The following is a 15,528-nucleotide window of genomic DNA, read 5'->3' as shown; positions in this document are numbered from 1 at the left end:
GGTCACCCCCGCGGCGGCGCCGGGTGCTGTCCGGCGCCGGGCAGCAGCGTGCCCGGCTCCGGCGGCCCGACCTCGGCCGCCTCCACCTTGGGGTTGCGCCGCTGCCGCCGGGAGACCCAGGTGGCGAGCGCGGAGAGCAGCATGCACAGGCCGATGTAGATCGGCGAGATGATCATGACGACGGGGATGAACGGCAGGTCGTAGTCGAGGTTGGACGCGATGAGCTTGCCCGCGTGCAGGAACTCCTCGTAGGTGATGAGGAAGCCGAGCGAGGTGTCCTTGAGCGCGACCACCAGCTGGCTGATGATCGTCGGCAGCATCGCCCGGACCGCCTGCGGGACGAGCACATGCGTCATGACCTGCGTCTTGCGCATCCCGAGCGCATGCGCCGCCTCGCCCTGGCCGCGTTCGACGGCGTTCACGCCCGTACGGAAGACCTCGGCGAGCACCGAGCCGTTGTAGAGCGTGAGCCCGCTGACCAGCGCGACCAGCGGCTCGGCCTTCAGCGCCACGTACACGAAGAAGATCATGACGAGGACGGGCATGGCGCGGAAGAACTCCACCAGCAGGGTGGCGACCCAGCGCACCGCGCGGTGGTCGGAGAGCCGTCCGGACGCCAGCACCGCGCCGAGCACCAGGGAGAGCACCGCCGCGTACGCGAACGCCTTGAGGGTGTTGCCCAGGCCCGTCAGCAGCAGTTCCTGGATTCCCTGGTAGAGGAAGGGCGTCCACTTCGCGGCGGTGAACTGGCCGGTGTCGAAGAGGAGGTAGAGCACCCAGCCGATCAGCGCCAGCAGGACGGCGGTGGCGGCGATGCCGTAGGTGCGGTGGCGGCGCCGGGTGTGCGGGCCGGGGACGTCGTAGAGGGCGGTGGTCATCGGTGGACTCCCCAGCGCTTCTCCAGCACGTTGAAGAGCGCGCTGATGGTCAAGGTCACGAGCAGATAGCCGACGGCGATCCAGACGAACGACCAGACGATGCTGTAGCCCAGCTCGTTGAGGGTCTTGTAGGTGCCGAGCAGTTCGACGACGCTGAACGATCCGGCGATGGCGGAGTTCTTGGCCAGCGCGATCAGGGTGGAGCCGATCGGCGGGATCACCGAGCGGAACGCCTGCGGCAGCACCACGTCGCCGAGGGTCTGCGGGAAGGTCATGCCCAGGCTGCGGGCCGCCTCGCCCTGGCCCTTGGGCACGGTGTTGATGCCCGCGCGGACCGCCTCGCAGATGAACGCCGAGGTGTAGCAGCCCAGTGCGAGGACGGCGAAGAGCTGGAACGGCAGCACCAGCCCGAAGCGGGGCAGGCCCAGCACCACCGCGAAGAACAGCAGGGTCAGCGGGGTGTTGCGCAGCACCGTCACCCAGACCGTGCCGAAGACGCGGAGCGAGGCGACCGGCGCGACCCGGAAACCGGCCATCACCAGGCCGAGGGCGAGCGCCAGCAGCGAGGCGTAGACGGTGAGTTCGACGGTGCCGAGGAGGCCCTTGCCGTAGAGCGAGAAGTTGTCGAGGAGCACGTTCATCGGTCGGTTCCTTCTCAGCCCGGGTAGCGGTCGATCGGCGGCGGCTTCGGCGCCGGCACGCCGGAGAGGCCCAAGGTCGCCTCGAACGCCCTCTTCCAGTCGCCGTTGCGCTGCCGGGCGGCGAGCGCGTCGTTGAGCGCCATCCGCAGCGCGGTGTCCTCGCGCGGCACGCCGATCCCGTAGGGCTCCTTCGAGAAGGGCTTGCCGACGACCTTCAGTTCGTCGGGCGCCTTCGCCGCGTAGCCCAGCAGGATCGCGTCGTCCGTGGTGACCGCGTCGACCTGGTAGGTGAGGAGGTTGTCGACGCAGATCGAGTAGGTGTCGTACGCGACGAGGACCGCCTCGGGGTAGTCGGCCTTGATGCGCTGGTAGGGCGTGGAGCCGGCGGCCGAGCAGACGCGCTTTCCGGCCAGGTCCTGCGGTCCGTGGATGTTCTCCTCGTCGGCGCGGACCAGCAGCCCCTGCCCGGCCATGTAGTACGGCCCGGCGAAGCCGACCTGCTTCTTGCGCATCGCGTTGATGGTGTACGTGCCGACGTACAGGTCGATCTGGCCGTTCTGCAGGGCGGTCTCGCGGTTGGCGGAGGCGATGGTCCGGAAGTCGATGGTGGCGGGGGCGAAGCCCAGGGAGGCGGACATCATCTTGGCGATCTCGATGTCGAAGCCGGAGTAGACGCCGCTGGAGGGGTCGCGTTCGCCCAGGTAGGGCTGGTCCTCCTTGACACCGATGACGAGGTGGCCGCGGCGCTCGGCCCGTCGCCAGGTGGGCGACTCGGGCAGCTCGAAGCCGGTGTTCACGGCGTAGTGCGGCAGTTGCTCGGCGCTCGGGCCCTTGGCGGGCGGGCTGCCCTCGCGGCCGCAGGCGGCAGTGGCCAGGGCGAGGACGGCGAGGAGCAGCAGAGCAGTGACGGTGCGGCGTGGGCGCCGCCGGTGGGAATTCGGCATCTTCGCGCCCCCGTTCAGTGCTTGAGGATCTTGGAGAGGAAGTCGCGGGCCCGTTCGCTGCGCGGCGCGGTGAAGAAGTCCTCGGGCGTGCGGTCCTCGACGATGCGGCCGTCGGCCATGAACACCACGCGGTTGGCGGCGGAGCGGGCGAAGCCCATCTCGTGGGTGACGACGACCATCGTCATGCCGTCCCGGGCGAGCTGCTGCATGACCTCCAGGACCTCGTTGATCATCTCCGGGTCCAGCGCCGACGTCGGCTCGTCGAAGAGGAGCGCCTTGGGGTCCATGGCCAGGGCGCGGGCGATGGCGACGCGCTGCTGCTGGCCGCCGGAGAGCTGGGCGGGATATTTGTCGGCGTGTGCGGCGAGGCCGACGCGGTCCAGGAGTTCACGGGCGCGCCGGGCGGCGTCGTCCTTCTTCTGCTTGCGGACCTTGACCGGAGCCAGCGTGATGTTGTCGAGGACGGTCTTGTGCGCGAAGAGGTTGAAGGACTGGAAGACCATGCCGACTTCGGCGCGGAGCCCGGCGAGCGCCCGTCCCTCCTCGGGCAGCGGGGTGCCGTCCAGGGTGATGGTGCCCGACTCGATGGTCTCCAGGCGGTTGATGGTCCGGCAGAGCGTGGACTTCCCGGAGCCCGAGGGGCCGATGACGACCACCACCTCGCCGCGGCCGACGGTGAGGTCGATGTCCTGGAGGACATGGAGTTTTCCGTAGTGCTTGTTGACCCCGCGCAGTTCGATCAGCGCCTCACCGGCCATGCAGTCTGCTCACTCTCATCCGTACAGCGGAGAATGTGCAACTTACCGGGACATATCCGACAGCTCTCCGCTGACACGCACGGGGGTGGCGAGGAGAGTGGAATCGGCGGGGCGGGCGCGGGCGCCACGCGGGCGGGGCCCGTCGCCGGACGGCGACCCGGGCCGGGGCGCGCTCGCCGGCGGGGCCGCCGGACGGTCGCCGCGCGCCGGGCCGCCGGACCGCCGGGGCGAGGCCGCGGGTGGCGCCGGGCCCGGGGCGGTCAGCTCTCCGCGACCTCCGCGTAGACCTGGGACAGTTCCGGCGCCCCGTCGTCGGCCCATTCGTGCCCGGCGGCCGCCACATCGATCTCCCGGCCGGACGCCAGGCACACCACCGGCTGCCCGTCCGGCCACACCCGCCACCGCGCGCCGGGGACCGTGCGGACCAGGACCGTGCCGAGGTAGAGCCCGGCGTCGTTGCCGAGCCAGGGCAGCACCTCCGGATCGTCCCGCCACACCGGCTGGAGCTGGTCGAGCGCCTCCAACGAGGCGGCGGAATCGTCCAGTTCGACGCCGGCGTTCCCGGCCTCGGCCCGCAGCAGCTCGCACTCGGACAGCAGCTCGGTGATGGCCCCGGGATCCTCGCGCACCGCGTCCGCGAGCGGCGTCGCCGTCCGGTGCGCGCCCGAACCCTTGCGCCACTTGTCCAGAAAATGCATGTTCATGGGGTGCAGGGTCCCACCCGTCCGCCGGGCCCGGCCACAGGCGCGCGGCAACCGCCGACCGCCGTTCGTCATCCCGACGCCCCCTTCCCTTCTCCTCCCGTTCCCGACGCTCCGGTCCGATCTCCCGGAGCCGGCGCCGCCGCTTCCCGCCGGAACGACCGTTTCCGCAGGGGAAGTCCGCACCGCCGTGCCGCCCACCGCCGTACCGGGCGGGCGGCGCGGGCACCTCTCGCACCCATGCCTCACGGAGGGAACGACCGATGCGCATACGACATCTGTGCACCGCCCTGGCGCTGCTCACCACCGCGGCGACACTGCCCACGGCCACGGCGAGCGCGGCCGCGACGGACCCGGACGCCGCCCAACGGGCCCGGCGCGCCCAGCCGTTGACGCACCTCTACGACAACACCGCGATCGGCGGCGGCGCCAGACCCGGCGCCGCCGACTTCGACGGTGCGGGCAACGCCCTGGCCGCAGCCGATCTGTCGGCGGCCGGCTGGACGCCGGGCCGCGCCCTGGACCTCGACGCCACCTCCCTGACCTGGCCGCGCGCCACCGCGGGACGGCCCGACAACGTGGTGGCCGACGGGCAGACCATCGCGGTGCGCGGCACGGGCGGCGCGCTGACCTTTCTGACCGCCGCGACCGGGACCGGCGCCCCCGCCACCGGGAACGGCACCGTCCGCTACCGCGACGGCTCGGTGAGCGGCTACCGGCTGACCGCCCCCGACTGGCGCTCCGGCCCGACAGCCACCAAGGCGGTGACGCTGCCGCACCTCGTCACCCCGCACGGCACCGCCGCCGGACCGGCCCGGCTGTACGCGGTGACCGTGCCGCTGCGGCCGGGCCGCGCCGTCGCCTCCGTGCGGCTGCCGCGGGCCACCGCCTCCGGCGCGGCGCTGCACGTCTTCGCGCTGGGGGTGCGGCGCGACGACCGCGGCTGGACGGGGAGTTGGGCGACCGCCAGCTCCGGCTACGCGGCGGTCGGGCCGTGGCGGGACCGGACGCTGCGGCTGGTGGTGCACGCCGGTGCGGGCGGGCAGCGGGTCCGGGTGCGGTTCGCCAACACCTTCGCCGACGCGCCCGTCACCCTCGGCGCCGCGAGCATCGCCGTCCGCGGGGACGGGGCGGCGGCCGGCGGCGCGCCGCGGCGGCTGACCTTCCGGCACGGACAGCGCGGGGTGCGCGTGCCGGCCGGGGCCGAGGTGGTCAGCGATCCGCTCGGCTTCGCCGTGCCCGCCGGACGGGATCTGCTGGTCAGCATCCATCTGCCGGGGACGGTCACGGCGGCGCCGGTGCACCGGAACGCGGCCCAGACGTCGTACCTCAGCGCGTCCGGCGCCGGTGACCGCACCGCCGACACGGGTGGCGGCGCCTTCCCCGAAACCCTCACCACCTGGCCGTTCCTGACCGGGGTGGACGTCACGGGCGGGCCCGGGTCGATCGTCACGCTGGGCGATTCGATCACCGACGGGGACGGCTCCACCAGCGGCGCCAACCGCCGCTGGCCCGACGTCCTCACCCGCCGCTTCCAGCAGCAGCACGCCCTGCCCCGCTACGGCGTCCTCAACCAGGGCATCTCCGCCAACCGCGTGGTCAGCGACCGCTACACCGGCGAGGGCGTCAGCACCGACCTGGCCGGGGTGAGCGCCGGGCACCGGCTGCAGCGCGATGTCCTGGCGCAGACCTCGGTCCATACCGTCGTGGTCTTCGAGGGCATCAACGATGTGCGGTGGGGCACCTCGGCGACGGAGGTGGTGGACGGGCTGCGGGCGCTCGCCCGGCGGGCGCACGCCCAGGGGCTGCGGGTCGTCGCGGCGACGCTCGCGCCCTGCGAGGGCTACCGGGACTGCACCGCGGAGGTCGAGGCGCGGCGGCAGGCGGTCAACGCGGCGCTGCGCGAGCACGGCGAGGCGTTCGACGCGGTGCTGGACTTCGACGCCGTGCTCCGCGACCCGGCCCGTCCGCAGCGGATGCTCCCCGCCTACGACAGCGGCGACCATCTCCACCCGGGCGACGCGGGCCTCGCGGCGCTCGCCGCCTCGGTGGACCTGCGGAAACTGGTACCGGAACAGGGGTGAGGCGTATGGGGCGGGGGCGCGCGCTCCCGCCCCGGGCCGCTCCCACCCCGGGCCGCTCCGGGGCCGGGCCCGGTCAGAGATCCAGATCGACCACGACCGGCGCGTGGTCGGACGCGCCCTTCCCCTTGCGCTCCTCGCGGTCCACATAGGCGTCCGACACCGCGGCCGCGAACGGGGCGTTGCCGTAGACCAGGTCGATACGCATACCGCGGTTCTTCGGGAAGCCGAGGGCGCGGTAGTCCCAGAAGGTGAAGGGGCGGTCGTACTTGAGGGCGCGGGGCAGCACATCGCTCAGGCCCGTCTCCCGCAGGGCGGCCAGCGCCGCGCGCTCGGCGGGGGTGATGTGCGTCTGGCCGACGAAGGCCGCCGGGTCCCACAGGTCGTCGTCGGTCGGCGCGACGTTGAAGTCGCCGAGGACGGCGAACGGGCGGCCGCCCGCCGCGTCCTCGGCGACCGCCGTCCGCAGCGCCGCCAGCCACTCCAGCTTGTAGGCGTAGTGCGCGTGGTCGACCTCGCGGCCGTTGGGGACGTAGACCGACCAGGCGCGGACCGGGCCGCAGGTGGCGGAGACGGCGCGGGGCTCCTGGGCGCCGTCGTACGCCGGGCCGCCGGGCAGCCCGGAGACGACGTCATCCAGGCCGACCCGGGAGATCAGCGCCACGCCGTTCCACCGGCCGGTGGCGGTGACCGCGGACTCGTATCCCAGCTCCCGCAGCTGGTCGGTGGGGAACTGCTCCGGGGAGCACTTGGTCTCCTGGACGCACAGCACGTCCGTGCCGGTGCTCTCCAGCCAGGCCAGCAGCCTCGGGAGGCGGGCGGTGATCGAGTTGACGTTCCAGGTCGCGATGCGCATGCCGGTAAACCTACAGCGCACCACCGACAACGGCCGCGGAGCGTCAGAGCGGCCCGGTGGCGGTGCCGGGTGTCATCCGGCCGTGGTCGGTGGTGGTGAGGTTGCCGATCAGCCCGTCGTAGATCGGCCGGGCGTGATCGCGCAGCAGGCTGTCGTGGATGTCGACGGCCCGGCGGGGTGCGACCGCACGGACGTAGTCGATGACCTCGGACACCTTGTTCCAGGGGGCGTGCACCGGCAGCAGCAGCGTGTCGACCTGCCGCCCCTCGGGGACGGTGAGCGCGTCGCCGGGGTGGAAGACCGTACCGTCGACGAGGTAGCCGACGTTGGTGATCCGCGGGATGTCGGGGTGGATGACGGCGTGCAGCTGGCCGTGGACCTCGATGTCGAAACCGGCGGCGGAGAAGACGTCGCCCTCGCCGACGGTGTGCACCCGGCCAGGGAACGCCGCCGACAACTGCTCGGCGACGGCCGCCAGCGTCCAGATCTCGGCGGCCGGATTCGCCTCCAGGCCCGCGCGCAGCCGCCCCTCGTCGAAGTGGTCGGGGTGCTCATGGGTGACCAGCAGGGCGTCGGCCCCTACGGCCGCGTCCTGTTCGCTGAAGCCTCCGGGATCGATGACGAGCACCCGCCCGTCCTTCTCCAGCCGGACACAGGAATGGGTCTTCTTCGTCAGTTGCATGACGCCATCCTGCCGCTCCGGCCCCGCCCGCGCCCGGCTCAGCCCTCCGGCGTGGTCTCCTCGCGGATCACCCGCTGGGCGACGGTGAAGGCGGCGTTCGCCGCGGGGATGCCGCAGTAGACGGCGGTGTGCAGCAGGATGTCCTTGATCTCGGTGGGCGTCAGGCCGTTGCGGAGGGCGGCGCGGGTGTGCGCGGCGATGTCGCCGTGGTGGCCGCCCGCGACCAGCGCGGTGAGCGTGATGATGCTGCGGGTGCGGCGGTCCAGGCCCGGCCGCGTCCAGGTCTCGCCCCATTCGTAGCGGGTCACCAGGTCCTGGAACTCACCGGAGAACGCGTCGGTGGCCTCCTCGACCGCGTCGACGTGCGCATCGCCCAGCACCTCGCGGCGGACCTTCGCACCGCGCTCGTACGCGCTGCCGCGGACCGCCTCCGGCTGGGCGAGCCCCGCCTCGATGGCGGCGGGCGCGGCCTGGGCTGCGGCGGCCAGCTGCGGCTTGGGCGCCGCGGCGCCGATGGCCGGCTGACCGCCCGCGGACGGCTTGTCATGCCAGGCGCTGCTGAAGTGCCGGATGAGGAGTTCGGTGACGGCCGCGGGCTGCTCGACGGGGGCGAGGTGGGAGGTGCCGGGCACCAGCGCCAGGCTCGCGTCCGGGATGCCGGCGACCAGACTGCGGGCGTCGGTGGTCGGCGTCGTCTGGTCGTCCGAGCCGACGACGACGAGCGTCGGCACCCCGACTCTGCCCAGCGACGATCTGACGTCGTACGAGGCCAGCGCCTCGCAGGCGGCGATGTAGCAGCCCGGATCGGTGGTGCGCACCATCTGTACGGCCCATTCGACGATGGCGGGCTGGGCGGCGGCGAACCCCGGGGTGAACCAGCGCTCGGGCGCGGTGCGGGCGATCGGGTCGAGGCCGTTGGTGCGGATGACCACCCCGCGCTGACGCCAGGAGTCGGCGGTGCCGTACCGCGGTGAGGAGGAGACCAGGGCGAGCGAGGTGACGCGCTGCGGGCGGGTGAGCGCCAGTTGGGTGCCGATGGCGCCGCCGAGGGAGCAGCCGCCGTAGCCGAACCGGTCCACGCCGAGCGCGTCGAGGGTGGCGGCGACCCGGTCGGCCAGCTCGGCGACCGAGGAGGCGGGGTAGGCGGGCGAACCGCCGTGACCGGGCAGATCGAAGCGGATGACCCGCCACTGCCGGGTCAGCTCCGGGATCTGCCTGTCCCACATGTGCCATGTGGTACCCAACGAGGCACCAAGGACCAGGGCGGGGGCGTCTTCTGGCCCGTCAACGCGGTATTGGAGCATCTGCGTCCGTGTCTCACTCACGCCCGCACCGTCTCACATCTCACGTTTTCTCACGCGCTCGGGTGGGATCTCCATGCAATCCAGTCCAGGTTTCGGCGGCTTCGCGAAGGTCCTCCACATCAGGCTTGACGTACCACCTCTTGGTGGTACTCACGTTCTTGTGCCCGGCCCAACGCGCAAGGATGTGATCGGGAACACCGTTGTTGGCCAGGTATGTAAAGCACGAGGCCCGAGAGTCATAGAGCCGAACGCGCCGTAGCTTCAAGATCTCCATCAACCGGTACGCGTGGCGACGAAGCTGCTTCACCGTGTACGCGAGCCCCGTCTCGTGCACCACAACATATCCGGAGTCCACGTACCCATCTCCTCGCGCCAGCTTGTCTCTAGCCTGTAGCGCCTTGAGCTGTTTCAGTGCGGCATGGACAGGGGCAGGCAATGGCAAGTCCCGTTCGCCAGCTAGAGACTTGGTGTCCTTCTCCACCACATACCTGTTTCCCATCATCGTGCGCGTGTTAGCGATGACGATCGTAGATTTCTCCAAGTCGACGTCCCTCCACCGAAGTCCACATACTTCAGCCGGACGAAGCCCCATGAGAGATAGCAGGAGCGGAGCATAGAGCCTTTCACCCTCAATCCCACTTATGAATGTTCGAACCTCACGAATGTTCCAGGGAACGACTTCCTCTTTCCTTTTCCGCTCCTCCTTTCGCGCCTTACGAGGAATGACCACATGCTCGGCGACATTCATGGAGACCAATCGACGTGTCACAGCTCGACCGAGCGCCTCTTTCAGACGCGCCAGACTCATTTCCACACTGGTAACACCCAGCGGAGCCCCCGCCTTGCGGCCATGGCCGGACCGAAGGGCCCAGCGCACCCACTCTTCCACTTCCTGTTCAGTCAACTCCTGAAGGCGAATCCTCCCCAGCCTCCCCCGCACACGATCCAAGGTGATCCGGTAGCTGTAAATGGTAGTTTCCTCCAGATCTTCAGCCTTCAGGGCAAGCCACCGATCAAGCCACTCATTCACCGTGATCTTATTGGGTGGCACGAACGTCCCTTCGTGGCGCTGATTGGCGATACGCGCATACTCAACCCTGGCCTCTTTCAAGGTGTCGCATGTTCGCGTTACCTGTTTACGCTTCCCGGTTTCCGGATCAACTCCAACATCAATCACAAACCGGTATCGAATCTCTCCCTTCAAATTCGGCGGAAGCTTCTTTATCGGGGCAACCATTACCCTTACCACCTTTCCTTAGGCAGGACCCCAAAGGGGCACCCAGATTTTCATCATTTCGAGATGACAGTCAACACCAAAGCGGAATTTTAAAGATTCATCCCCTAGCGGCAATCGAATATGAAAACACGAAAGGATCCCGCAGAATCACCAGCTCGATTGGCCGGCGCATGATGGGATTCCTTGCTGAGGGGCGAAGAGGAGGTAAGGAATCGGCAGCATCACTCACTCAATCCGCGCCAGGAAGGCCGCCCGCCGGCGGCACACACTGCCTACGGCTGAAACGTCGCTGCAGAACCACCTCACTCTTTCTCATGCCGGGAGGCTGCCTACATCCGTCAAGGCTCCACCGCCAAGCGCAGCCGAAAGGCGAACACCTCAATGGTCGCGATAACCGGCGGTTGGCCCAACCGTCGATCGTCGGCTATGTTGCGCGCGGCATCGCATGGAACGAGCCTCTCTGCGTCTGCCCCTCTCAGGGAGCCAGGCCATACGAGCACTCGGCCGACGTCACCCCTTCCCCAATGAGCACCAAGAGGCCGTCCTCTACGAGAAGGTCAAGGTTTCGGGCGACGACTCGCTCGGATACCCAGATACTGGTGGCAACAGATCGAGACGAGGTCCCCGGGTGTGCCGCGACGAAAGCGAGAACTGTGCGGTCACGCCGGTACTCACGTTGCGGCAGAGTCTTACGGAAAAGACCCGCCGCGCAAACACATACGCATAGCCCCGTGGAAACTGCGGCGTAGTCGCCCTCCACGCCCCCGTGCCAGGAATTCAGCGCTCCGAGAGCAAAGAGGATGGGGGATGTGAAGCAGGCAGTAGTCGCGGAACCCGACAGGAAGACCTCCAAAGTAGAAACCATGCCAGCCTGACAGCATCACGTGTCTGACTTTCCGGGGTGCTGTACATTGACATGCCTTCGGCGAAGGTTTCCACTCTTCGGGAGTTCTTTCTCGTCTGCCGTGAGCGAATCCCCCATCCTCACGCCCAAACCGCATCTGAACGCGCGAAGAGCGCAACCCCGGTCGTCCTCGAAAACCAAGAGTCCTCGCGGCTGGGTGAGGCTGCGGCGATCACCGCAGACCCGGGTAGCAGCACGGCGAGAGCCAGCCGGGTGCAGGAACCGCCCAGCTCCTTCGCGATGGTGAGCCTGCTACCGGGCCGCCCCCGCACAACGCAGTCACCGTTCCGGCTCGCCTAGCCGTTGAGGATTCCCCCCACGCTCGCGCAGGTTCGCGACCACCCGTTCAGCCACCTCTGGGAAGCCAGCAGTCCATCTCGCCGTAGATTCCGCCGCGCACGTACCGTCCGAGCTGAATACGGCGGCCGCGACACGGAGCGCATCTCCCTCAATTTCGGCGTGCACAGAGCAAGCGGCACGGCAATGAAGCGCTAAGAGCGCTGAGGACTGCACGCTCGATGTGCAGGAGCTGTGCCGCGACCGGACCGTTGACGGATGCGAGGAGCCGGGCCACGATTGCGTCTCCGGCGCGATGTTCAGCGATCACGAATCCGGCGCCCGCGGCAGGGCGGAAGGCGTCGGTGGGAATATTTCTGCGGCACGATGGGCCTGCCCGATGCCCTGCAATCCCGCGTACGCGACCCCGGGGGCGTCCAAGCGGGGGGGGCGACGCCGTGATAGCCAAGGTGGGCGAGGCGCGCCGCAAGGTCGCCATGGGCCTGGGTGATGCTCAGTTCCGCGCGGAGGGCCTGGAGCTGGGCGGCTCGTCGCGGAGCGCTAATGCCGACGACGGCGCCCGATGGCAGGGACGCAAGGTTTATCGGCGGCGCGCCGGCCAGGAGCACCAGGGCATCGCGGCGAGCGAATACGGAGCCGATCTCGATGAGGCGGCCGCGTTCGTGGGAGCCGGGAGGTCCTTGGCGTAGGAGACGGTGATATCGGTGTCCCCCGAGGGGGAGCTTGGTCGAGTTCGCGGGCCGCGGCGGATTTGCCGCCGTGGGATTCGTCGCCCCCGGTACCGGTGGCCGGGGGCGCGACCTCAAGGAAGTGGGTGGCAAGCCCTGAGTTCGCGCGCCGGAGGATGCTGGCAACGTGGGCGGCCTGAGCGGGTTCGGTCGAGCGGGTGCGCTTCTTCACGGCAGGCCGCGAGCCGCGCCCGCAGCCTATGGCTGCGGGGCGCCGGAACTCGTTTCTGACAGAGGCCAGCCGTACCCCGCGCCTCGCTCAGGTCACGGGCACGGCACCATCACGCCGCGCGGGCAGCGGGCCCTGCTCGCTCACCGCCCGTCGGTCCCTCGGCCGACCAGCGACCTGGCAAGTTTCGTCAATTTTTCGCATTCTAGGCCTCTCGCCACATAACACCCCTAAATGCATCGGATGCCCTCCTGTCGGCACCCGTGGTGAGAAGGGGGTCCGGTGAGGTAGGAAGAACTGCTCGCCGCCAAGGCGCTCTCCCATCGATCGCGGCCAGCCTATGAGCGCACCCCGCGCCGGCACTTCGTCCTGCTCGCCCGCGCGGACGACGTTGGGCTGATCGACTGGCGGGTGGCGGGTGGCGGTGGACTCCACCATCACCCGGGCCCATCACCACGCCACCAACACCCGCCGCCCCGAGAAGTGCCCCGCAGCCCGGGGGCAGGGACTCTACGCCCACCGAGAGCCCACCGGGCACGCGATCGGCCGTTCCCGCGGCGGGCTGACCACGAAGATCCACCCCGCCGTGGACGGTCAGGGCCGACCGCCGGCCGCCGTCGTGACGCCCGGGCAGGCGCACGACAGCCAGTCCTTGCCGTTGCTGCCGGACGAGCGCGGCGTTCCCGGATGCCGTCATCGGGCCCGTGCCACCATTGGGCCATGGGGGACTACAACGACGGTGAATCGAAGAAGCCACCCGCGGCTACACACAACGACGTCAGCGGCCGGGTATACGGATCGGTGGTGCAGGCCGGCTCGATCACCGGCGGTGTCAACATCACCCCCGGGCCCGCTCCCCGGCAACGCCGGTGGGGTACGCGAGGCTCATCGCCCCGCGGTGGGCCGTCCGATCTAGACGAGTGGGCCGAGGGCCTGGCCGAAGGCGTCAGGACGTTGTGGGAGAGGGAAGAGGAGCAGCGGCGGGTACACGATCCAGTGGCATTGCCGGTGCGCTGGCACCCGGCTGCCGAGCTGGCCGATCACCCCGCCAACATCCGTCGTCTTCAGGCCGGTGACGCCGGCGAACCCTTGGCGCTGGCCGGGCGCATCGAGCAACTGAGTGAGATCTATCGGTCCGTCCCCTCCGGCCGGCTGGTCATCCTCGGCCCCGCCGGCGCCGGGAAGACCGTGCTGGTCGGCCGCCTGGCGCTGGGCCTGCTGGAGAAGCACCGGCCGGGACGGCGGGTGCCGGTCGTCGTCAACATCGGGGCCTGGGACCCAACGGCCAGATCGCTGCAGGTCTGGCTGGTTGAGCAACTCACGCGTGACCACCCCGGCCTGGCCGCTCCCGCCGGACGGGGCGGACCGAGCCGGGCCCGCGCGCTCATCGAGGCCGGCCGGGTGCTGCCCATCCTGGACGGTTTCGACGAGATCCATACCGGGCTGCACAAAGACGCACTGCGCGAGCTCAACGCTGCCCCGGACACCCCGATGGTGATCACAAGCCGGGCACCGGAATTCACCGCGGCGGTACACGACGTGGACGTGCTGACCGCGGCTGCCGTAGTGGAAATCGACGATCTGACGGTGGAGGATCTGGCCGACTACCTGCCCCGCACCGTGGCCGGGCGCCGCACCGGAGTCTGGGACCCGGTCCTGGAGAAGATGAACACCGCACCGGTCGAGCCGGGCCCAGCCGCGCTGCGCCGCGTGCTGACCAACCCTCTGATGGTCTTCCTGGCCCGCACTATCTACAGCGACAACCCCCGCCAGGAGCCCACCGAGCTGCTCGACACCAACCGCTTCCCCACCAGGACGGCCCTACAGGACCATCTGCTGAAAGAGTTCCTGCCCGCCGTCTACCGGTCCGGCCGGCCGGACCGCCCACCGCGCTGGCCCGAAGACCGCGCACGCCGCTACCTCACCCACCTCGCCGGCCACCTCCGCCAGGCAGGCACAGTCGATCTGGCCTGGTGGCAGCTGCGTGACACCATCCCGCGGTGGAAACGCACCCTCATCCTCGCCATGGTGGACGGACTGCTGGTGACTGTGGCGCTCGGGCTCATGGATACGCCCACAGGGCTGGTGCCGGCCTTCACCAGATGGGGGTCGGCCCCGGATTGGCCGGTGTACGCGCAAGAGCGGGTGCTCGCGCTTGTGCGAGGGGCGATGAACGGGCTTCTGGTCATGCTGAGCAGCGGGGTCGCAGTCGCCCTGACGGCCGGACTCGGCAGATGGCTCCACATAAAACGTCTGCGTAGGTTCACCGTTGCCCTCGGGGCCGGGCTCGGGACCGCAGTCGCTAGTGGGCTCGCGTTCACGCTTGTGGCCGGGGAGGTGAGGGAGGGGCTCAGTGCGGGTCCGATTCTTGGGCTCATAGCCGGTCTTGTGGCGGGACTCGTCGGATTGCGCGGCGCGGGCCCTCAACCGACCGGCACGCGCCTTCAGATCCGTGGCCGGGTCCGGTTCATCTCCGGCAGGTTCGTGGCGGGGATGCTCTTCGGGCTGCTGCTGGGGCTTGTGAACGGGTTCGCCAACGGGATATTCAGCTTTGGGCGCGGCACCGCTGCCCGGGTAGCGGAGGGGCTCTCTCTCGGGGGAACGGATGTGCTCGGAGACGCGTTCGTGATCTTGTCCGTGGTGGGGCTCGTGCTTGCTCTCGTAGCCGCGCTCGCGTTCGGGCTTGAGGCACCCGCCCATCCGGCCGATGTGGTCGGTGCGGCGGAATCGCTGGCCCGGGACCGGCGAAACGCCATCCGTAAAGGGCTCGTGGTAGGACTGGCGGTCGGCCTTATGGTTTCTGCCATGTACAGCCTCCCGTTCGGGATCGCGGCCGCGGTGCTGGCGGGATTCGTGAGTGTGCGTGCCACGAGCGCCTGGGTTCACTGGCTGGTGCTGGTACGTGGATGGCTGCCGGTCACCGGCCACCTGCCGTGGCGTGTCCAGGCGTTCCTCACCGATGCCTACCGCCGCGGCGTGCTCCGGCAGACCGGGGCGGTCTACCAATTCCGCCATGCCCGCCTTCAACAGCACCTCCTGACCACCTGCCGCGGGCCTGAACCGGACGCGGCCACCGAGCAGCCGCGCCCGGTAAAGCGCAGTTGTTGATCGTCGACCGGCACCTTCGCCGTGTGGCGGCTTGTCCGGCGCTCACGGTGCTCGGTGCCGTCCTCTTGGTGGAAAATCAGGCCTTCCTCTACTTCCGGCAACAGGTCGGTTGCGAGCGGGAGTCGATCCAGGAAGCGACCAGGTCCAAGACGTCCTACGCGTGTGGTCTCGAGCGACTTTCCGCACCTCCAGGAAGAACGAGCTCAGCGGTTCTGCCGGACGCATGTCGAGATCCAGGAA

12 protein-coding genes and 1 pseudogene are annotated in these 15,528 nt (G+C 69.7%); 3 read left to right on the top strand and 10 right to left on the bottom strand.

What is annotated here, in order from left to right; all coding sequences use genetic code 11:
* Window positions 1–2: 2 nt before the first annotated feature.
* From ABT345_RS17300 to ABT345_RS17280, 5 genes are all read right to left on the bottom strand, one after another.
* Window positions 3–878: an amino acid ABC transporter permease gene (locus ABT345_RS17300; protein WP_345077116.1), complete on the bottom strand. Its 876-nt coding sequence runs from the start codon at window positions 876–878 to the stop codon at window positions 3–5.
* Window positions 875–1,519 carry an amino acid ABC transporter permease gene (locus ABT345_RS17295; RefSeq protein WP_345077119.1) on the bottom strand — a complete coding sequence of 215 codons (645 nt, stop codon included), beginning with the start codon at window positions 1,517–1,519 and terminating at the stop codon, window positions 875–877. Before ABT345_RS17295 ends, ABT345_RS17300 begins: the two co-directional genes overlap by 4 nt.
* A gap of 14 nt (window positions 1,520–1,533) precedes the next feature.
* On the bottom strand, window positions 1,534–2,463 hold the full coding sequence (locus ABT345_RS17290; protein ID WP_345077122.1) for a glutamate ABC transporter substrate-binding protein: 930 nt from the start codon (window positions 2,461–2,463) through the stop codon (window positions 1,534–1,536).
* Between the two features lie 14 nt (window positions 2,464–2,477).
* Window positions 2,478–3,221, bottom strand: a complete 744-nt coding sequence (locus tag ABT345_RS17285; RefSeq protein ID WP_345077125.1) for an amino acid ABC transporter ATP-binding protein — start codon at window positions 3,219–3,221, stop codon at window positions 2,478–2,480.
* Window positions 3,222–3,481: 260 nt separating this feature from the next.
* Window positions 3,482–3,925: a DUF6278 family protein gene (locus tag ABT345_RS17280; protein ID WP_345077128.1), complete on the bottom strand. Its 444-nt coding sequence runs from the start codon at window positions 3,923–3,925 to the stop codon at window positions 3,482–3,484.
* 260 nt (window positions 3,926–4,185) lie between these two features.
* Between ABT345_RS17280 and ABT345_RS17275 the strand changes: the two genes are divergently transcribed.
* Window positions 4,186–6,006 (top strand): SGNH/GDSL hydrolase family protein, encoded by a 1,821-nt coding sequence (locus ABT345_RS17275; protein WP_345077132.1) that lies wholly within the window; start codon window positions 4,186–4,188, stop codon window positions 6,004–6,006.
* Window positions 6,007–6,079: 73 nt separating this feature from the next.
* On the opposite strand, the gene ABT345_RS17270 is transcribed toward ABT345_RS17275, so the two are convergent.
* The 5 genes from ABT345_RS17270 to ABT345_RS17250 all read right to left on the bottom strand — a co-directional run bounded on the left by ABT345_RS17270 (window position 6,080) and on the right by ABT345_RS17250 (window position 11,891).
* Entirely contained in the window at window positions 6,080–6,859 is a 780-nt protein-coding gene (locus ABT345_RS17270) for an exodeoxyribonuclease III (RefSeq protein WP_345077135.1), read from the bottom strand.
* Between the two features lie 43 nt (window positions 6,860–6,902).
* Entirely contained in the window at window positions 6,903–7,541 is a 639-nt protein-coding gene (locus ABT345_RS17265) for an MBL fold metallo-hydrolase (RefSeq protein ID WP_345077138.1), read from the bottom strand.
* 38 nt (window positions 7,542–7,579) lie between these two features.
* Window positions 7,580–8,866: a bifunctional 3-oxoadipate enol-lactonase/4-carboxymuconolactone decarboxylase PcaDC gene (pcaDC, locus tag ABT345_RS17260; RefSeq protein WP_345077141.1), complete on the bottom strand. Its 1,287-nt coding sequence runs from the start codon at window positions 8,864–8,866 to the stop codon at window positions 7,580–7,582.
* Window positions 8,867–8,885: 19 nt separating this feature from the next.
* Window positions 8,886–10,082, bottom strand: coding sequence for a tyrosine-type recombinase/integrase (locus ABT345_RS17255; RefSeq protein WP_345077144.1), 1,197 nt, complete (start codon window positions 10,080–10,082; stop codon window positions 8,886–8,888).
* Window positions 10,083–11,582: 1,500 nt separating this feature from the next.
* Entirely contained in the window at window positions 11,583–11,891 is a 309-nt protein-coding gene (locus tag ABT345_RS17250; RefSeq protein WP_351322628.1) for a hypothetical protein, read from the bottom strand.
* A 707-nt stretch (window positions 11,892–12,598) separates the two neighbouring features.
* On the opposite strand from ABT345_RS17250, the pseudogene ABT345_RS17245 reads away from it, so the two are divergent.
* Window positions 12,599–12,844 (top strand): annotated as a pseudogene (locus ABT345_RS17245) (transposase); the annotation flags it as partial.
* Window positions 12,845–12,900: 56 nt separating this feature from the next.
* Window positions 12,901–15,288, top strand: coding sequence for an NACHT domain-containing protein (locus tag ABT345_RS17240; protein WP_345077150.1), 2,388 nt, complete (start codon window positions 12,901–12,903; stop codon window positions 15,286–15,288).
* Window positions 15,289–15,528 lie beyond the last annotated feature (240 nt).

This window comes from Streptomyces sp. NPDC000404 (genome assembly GCF_040300365.1).
GTDB lineage: Bacteria > Actinomycetota > Actinomycetes > Streptomycetales > Streptomycetaceae > Streptomyces > Streptomyces ramulosus.
The sequence above is the reverse complement of the archived record's forward strand: the minus strand, read 5'-3'. Positions and strand labels throughout refer to the sequence as shown.

What these genes read in the sequence shown, in the direction of transcription:
- ABT345_RS17300 (WP_345077116.1), bottom strand. Translation starts at nt 878, where the DNA reads ATGACCACCGCCCTCTACGACGTCCCCGGCCCGCACACCCGGCGCCGC.
- ABT345_RS17295 (WP_345077119.1), bottom strand. Translation starts at nt 1,519, where the DNA reads ATGAACGTGCTCCTCGACAACTTCTCGCTCTACGGCAAGGGCCTCCTC.
- ABT345_RS17290 (WP_345077122.1), bottom strand. Translation starts at nt 2,463, where the DNA reads ATGCCGAATTCCCACCGGCGGCGCCCACGCCGCACCGTCACTGCTCTG.
- ABT345_RS17285 (WP_345077125.1), bottom strand. Translation starts at nt 3,221, where the DNA reads ATGGCCGGTGAGGCGCTGATCGAACTGCGCGGGGTCAACAAGCACTAC.
- ABT345_RS17280 (WP_345077128.1), bottom strand. Translation starts at nt 3,925, where the DNA reads ATGAACATGCATTTTCTGGACAAGTGGCGCAAGGGTTCGGGCGCGCAC.
- ABT345_RS17275 (WP_345077132.1), top strand. Translation starts at nt 4,186, where the DNA reads ATGCGCATACGACATCTGTGCACCGCCCTGGCGCTGCTCACCACCGCG.
- ABT345_RS17270 (WP_345077135.1), bottom strand. Translation starts at nt 6,859, where the DNA reads ATGCGCATCGCGACCTGGAACGTCAACTCGATCACCGCCCGCCTCCCG.
- ABT345_RS17265 (WP_345077138.1), bottom strand. Translation starts at nt 7,541, where the DNA reads ATGCAACTGACGAAGAAGACCCATTCCTGTGTCCGGCTGGAGAAGGAC.
- ABT345_RS17255 (WP_345077144.1), bottom strand. Translation starts at nt 10,082, where the DNA reads ATGGTTGCCCCGATAAAGAAGCTTCCGCCGAATTTGAAGGGAGAGATT.
- ABT345_RS17240 (WP_345077150.1), top strand. Translation starts at nt 12,901, where the DNA reads ATGGGGGACTACAACGACGGTGAATCGAAGAAGCCACCCGCGGCTACA.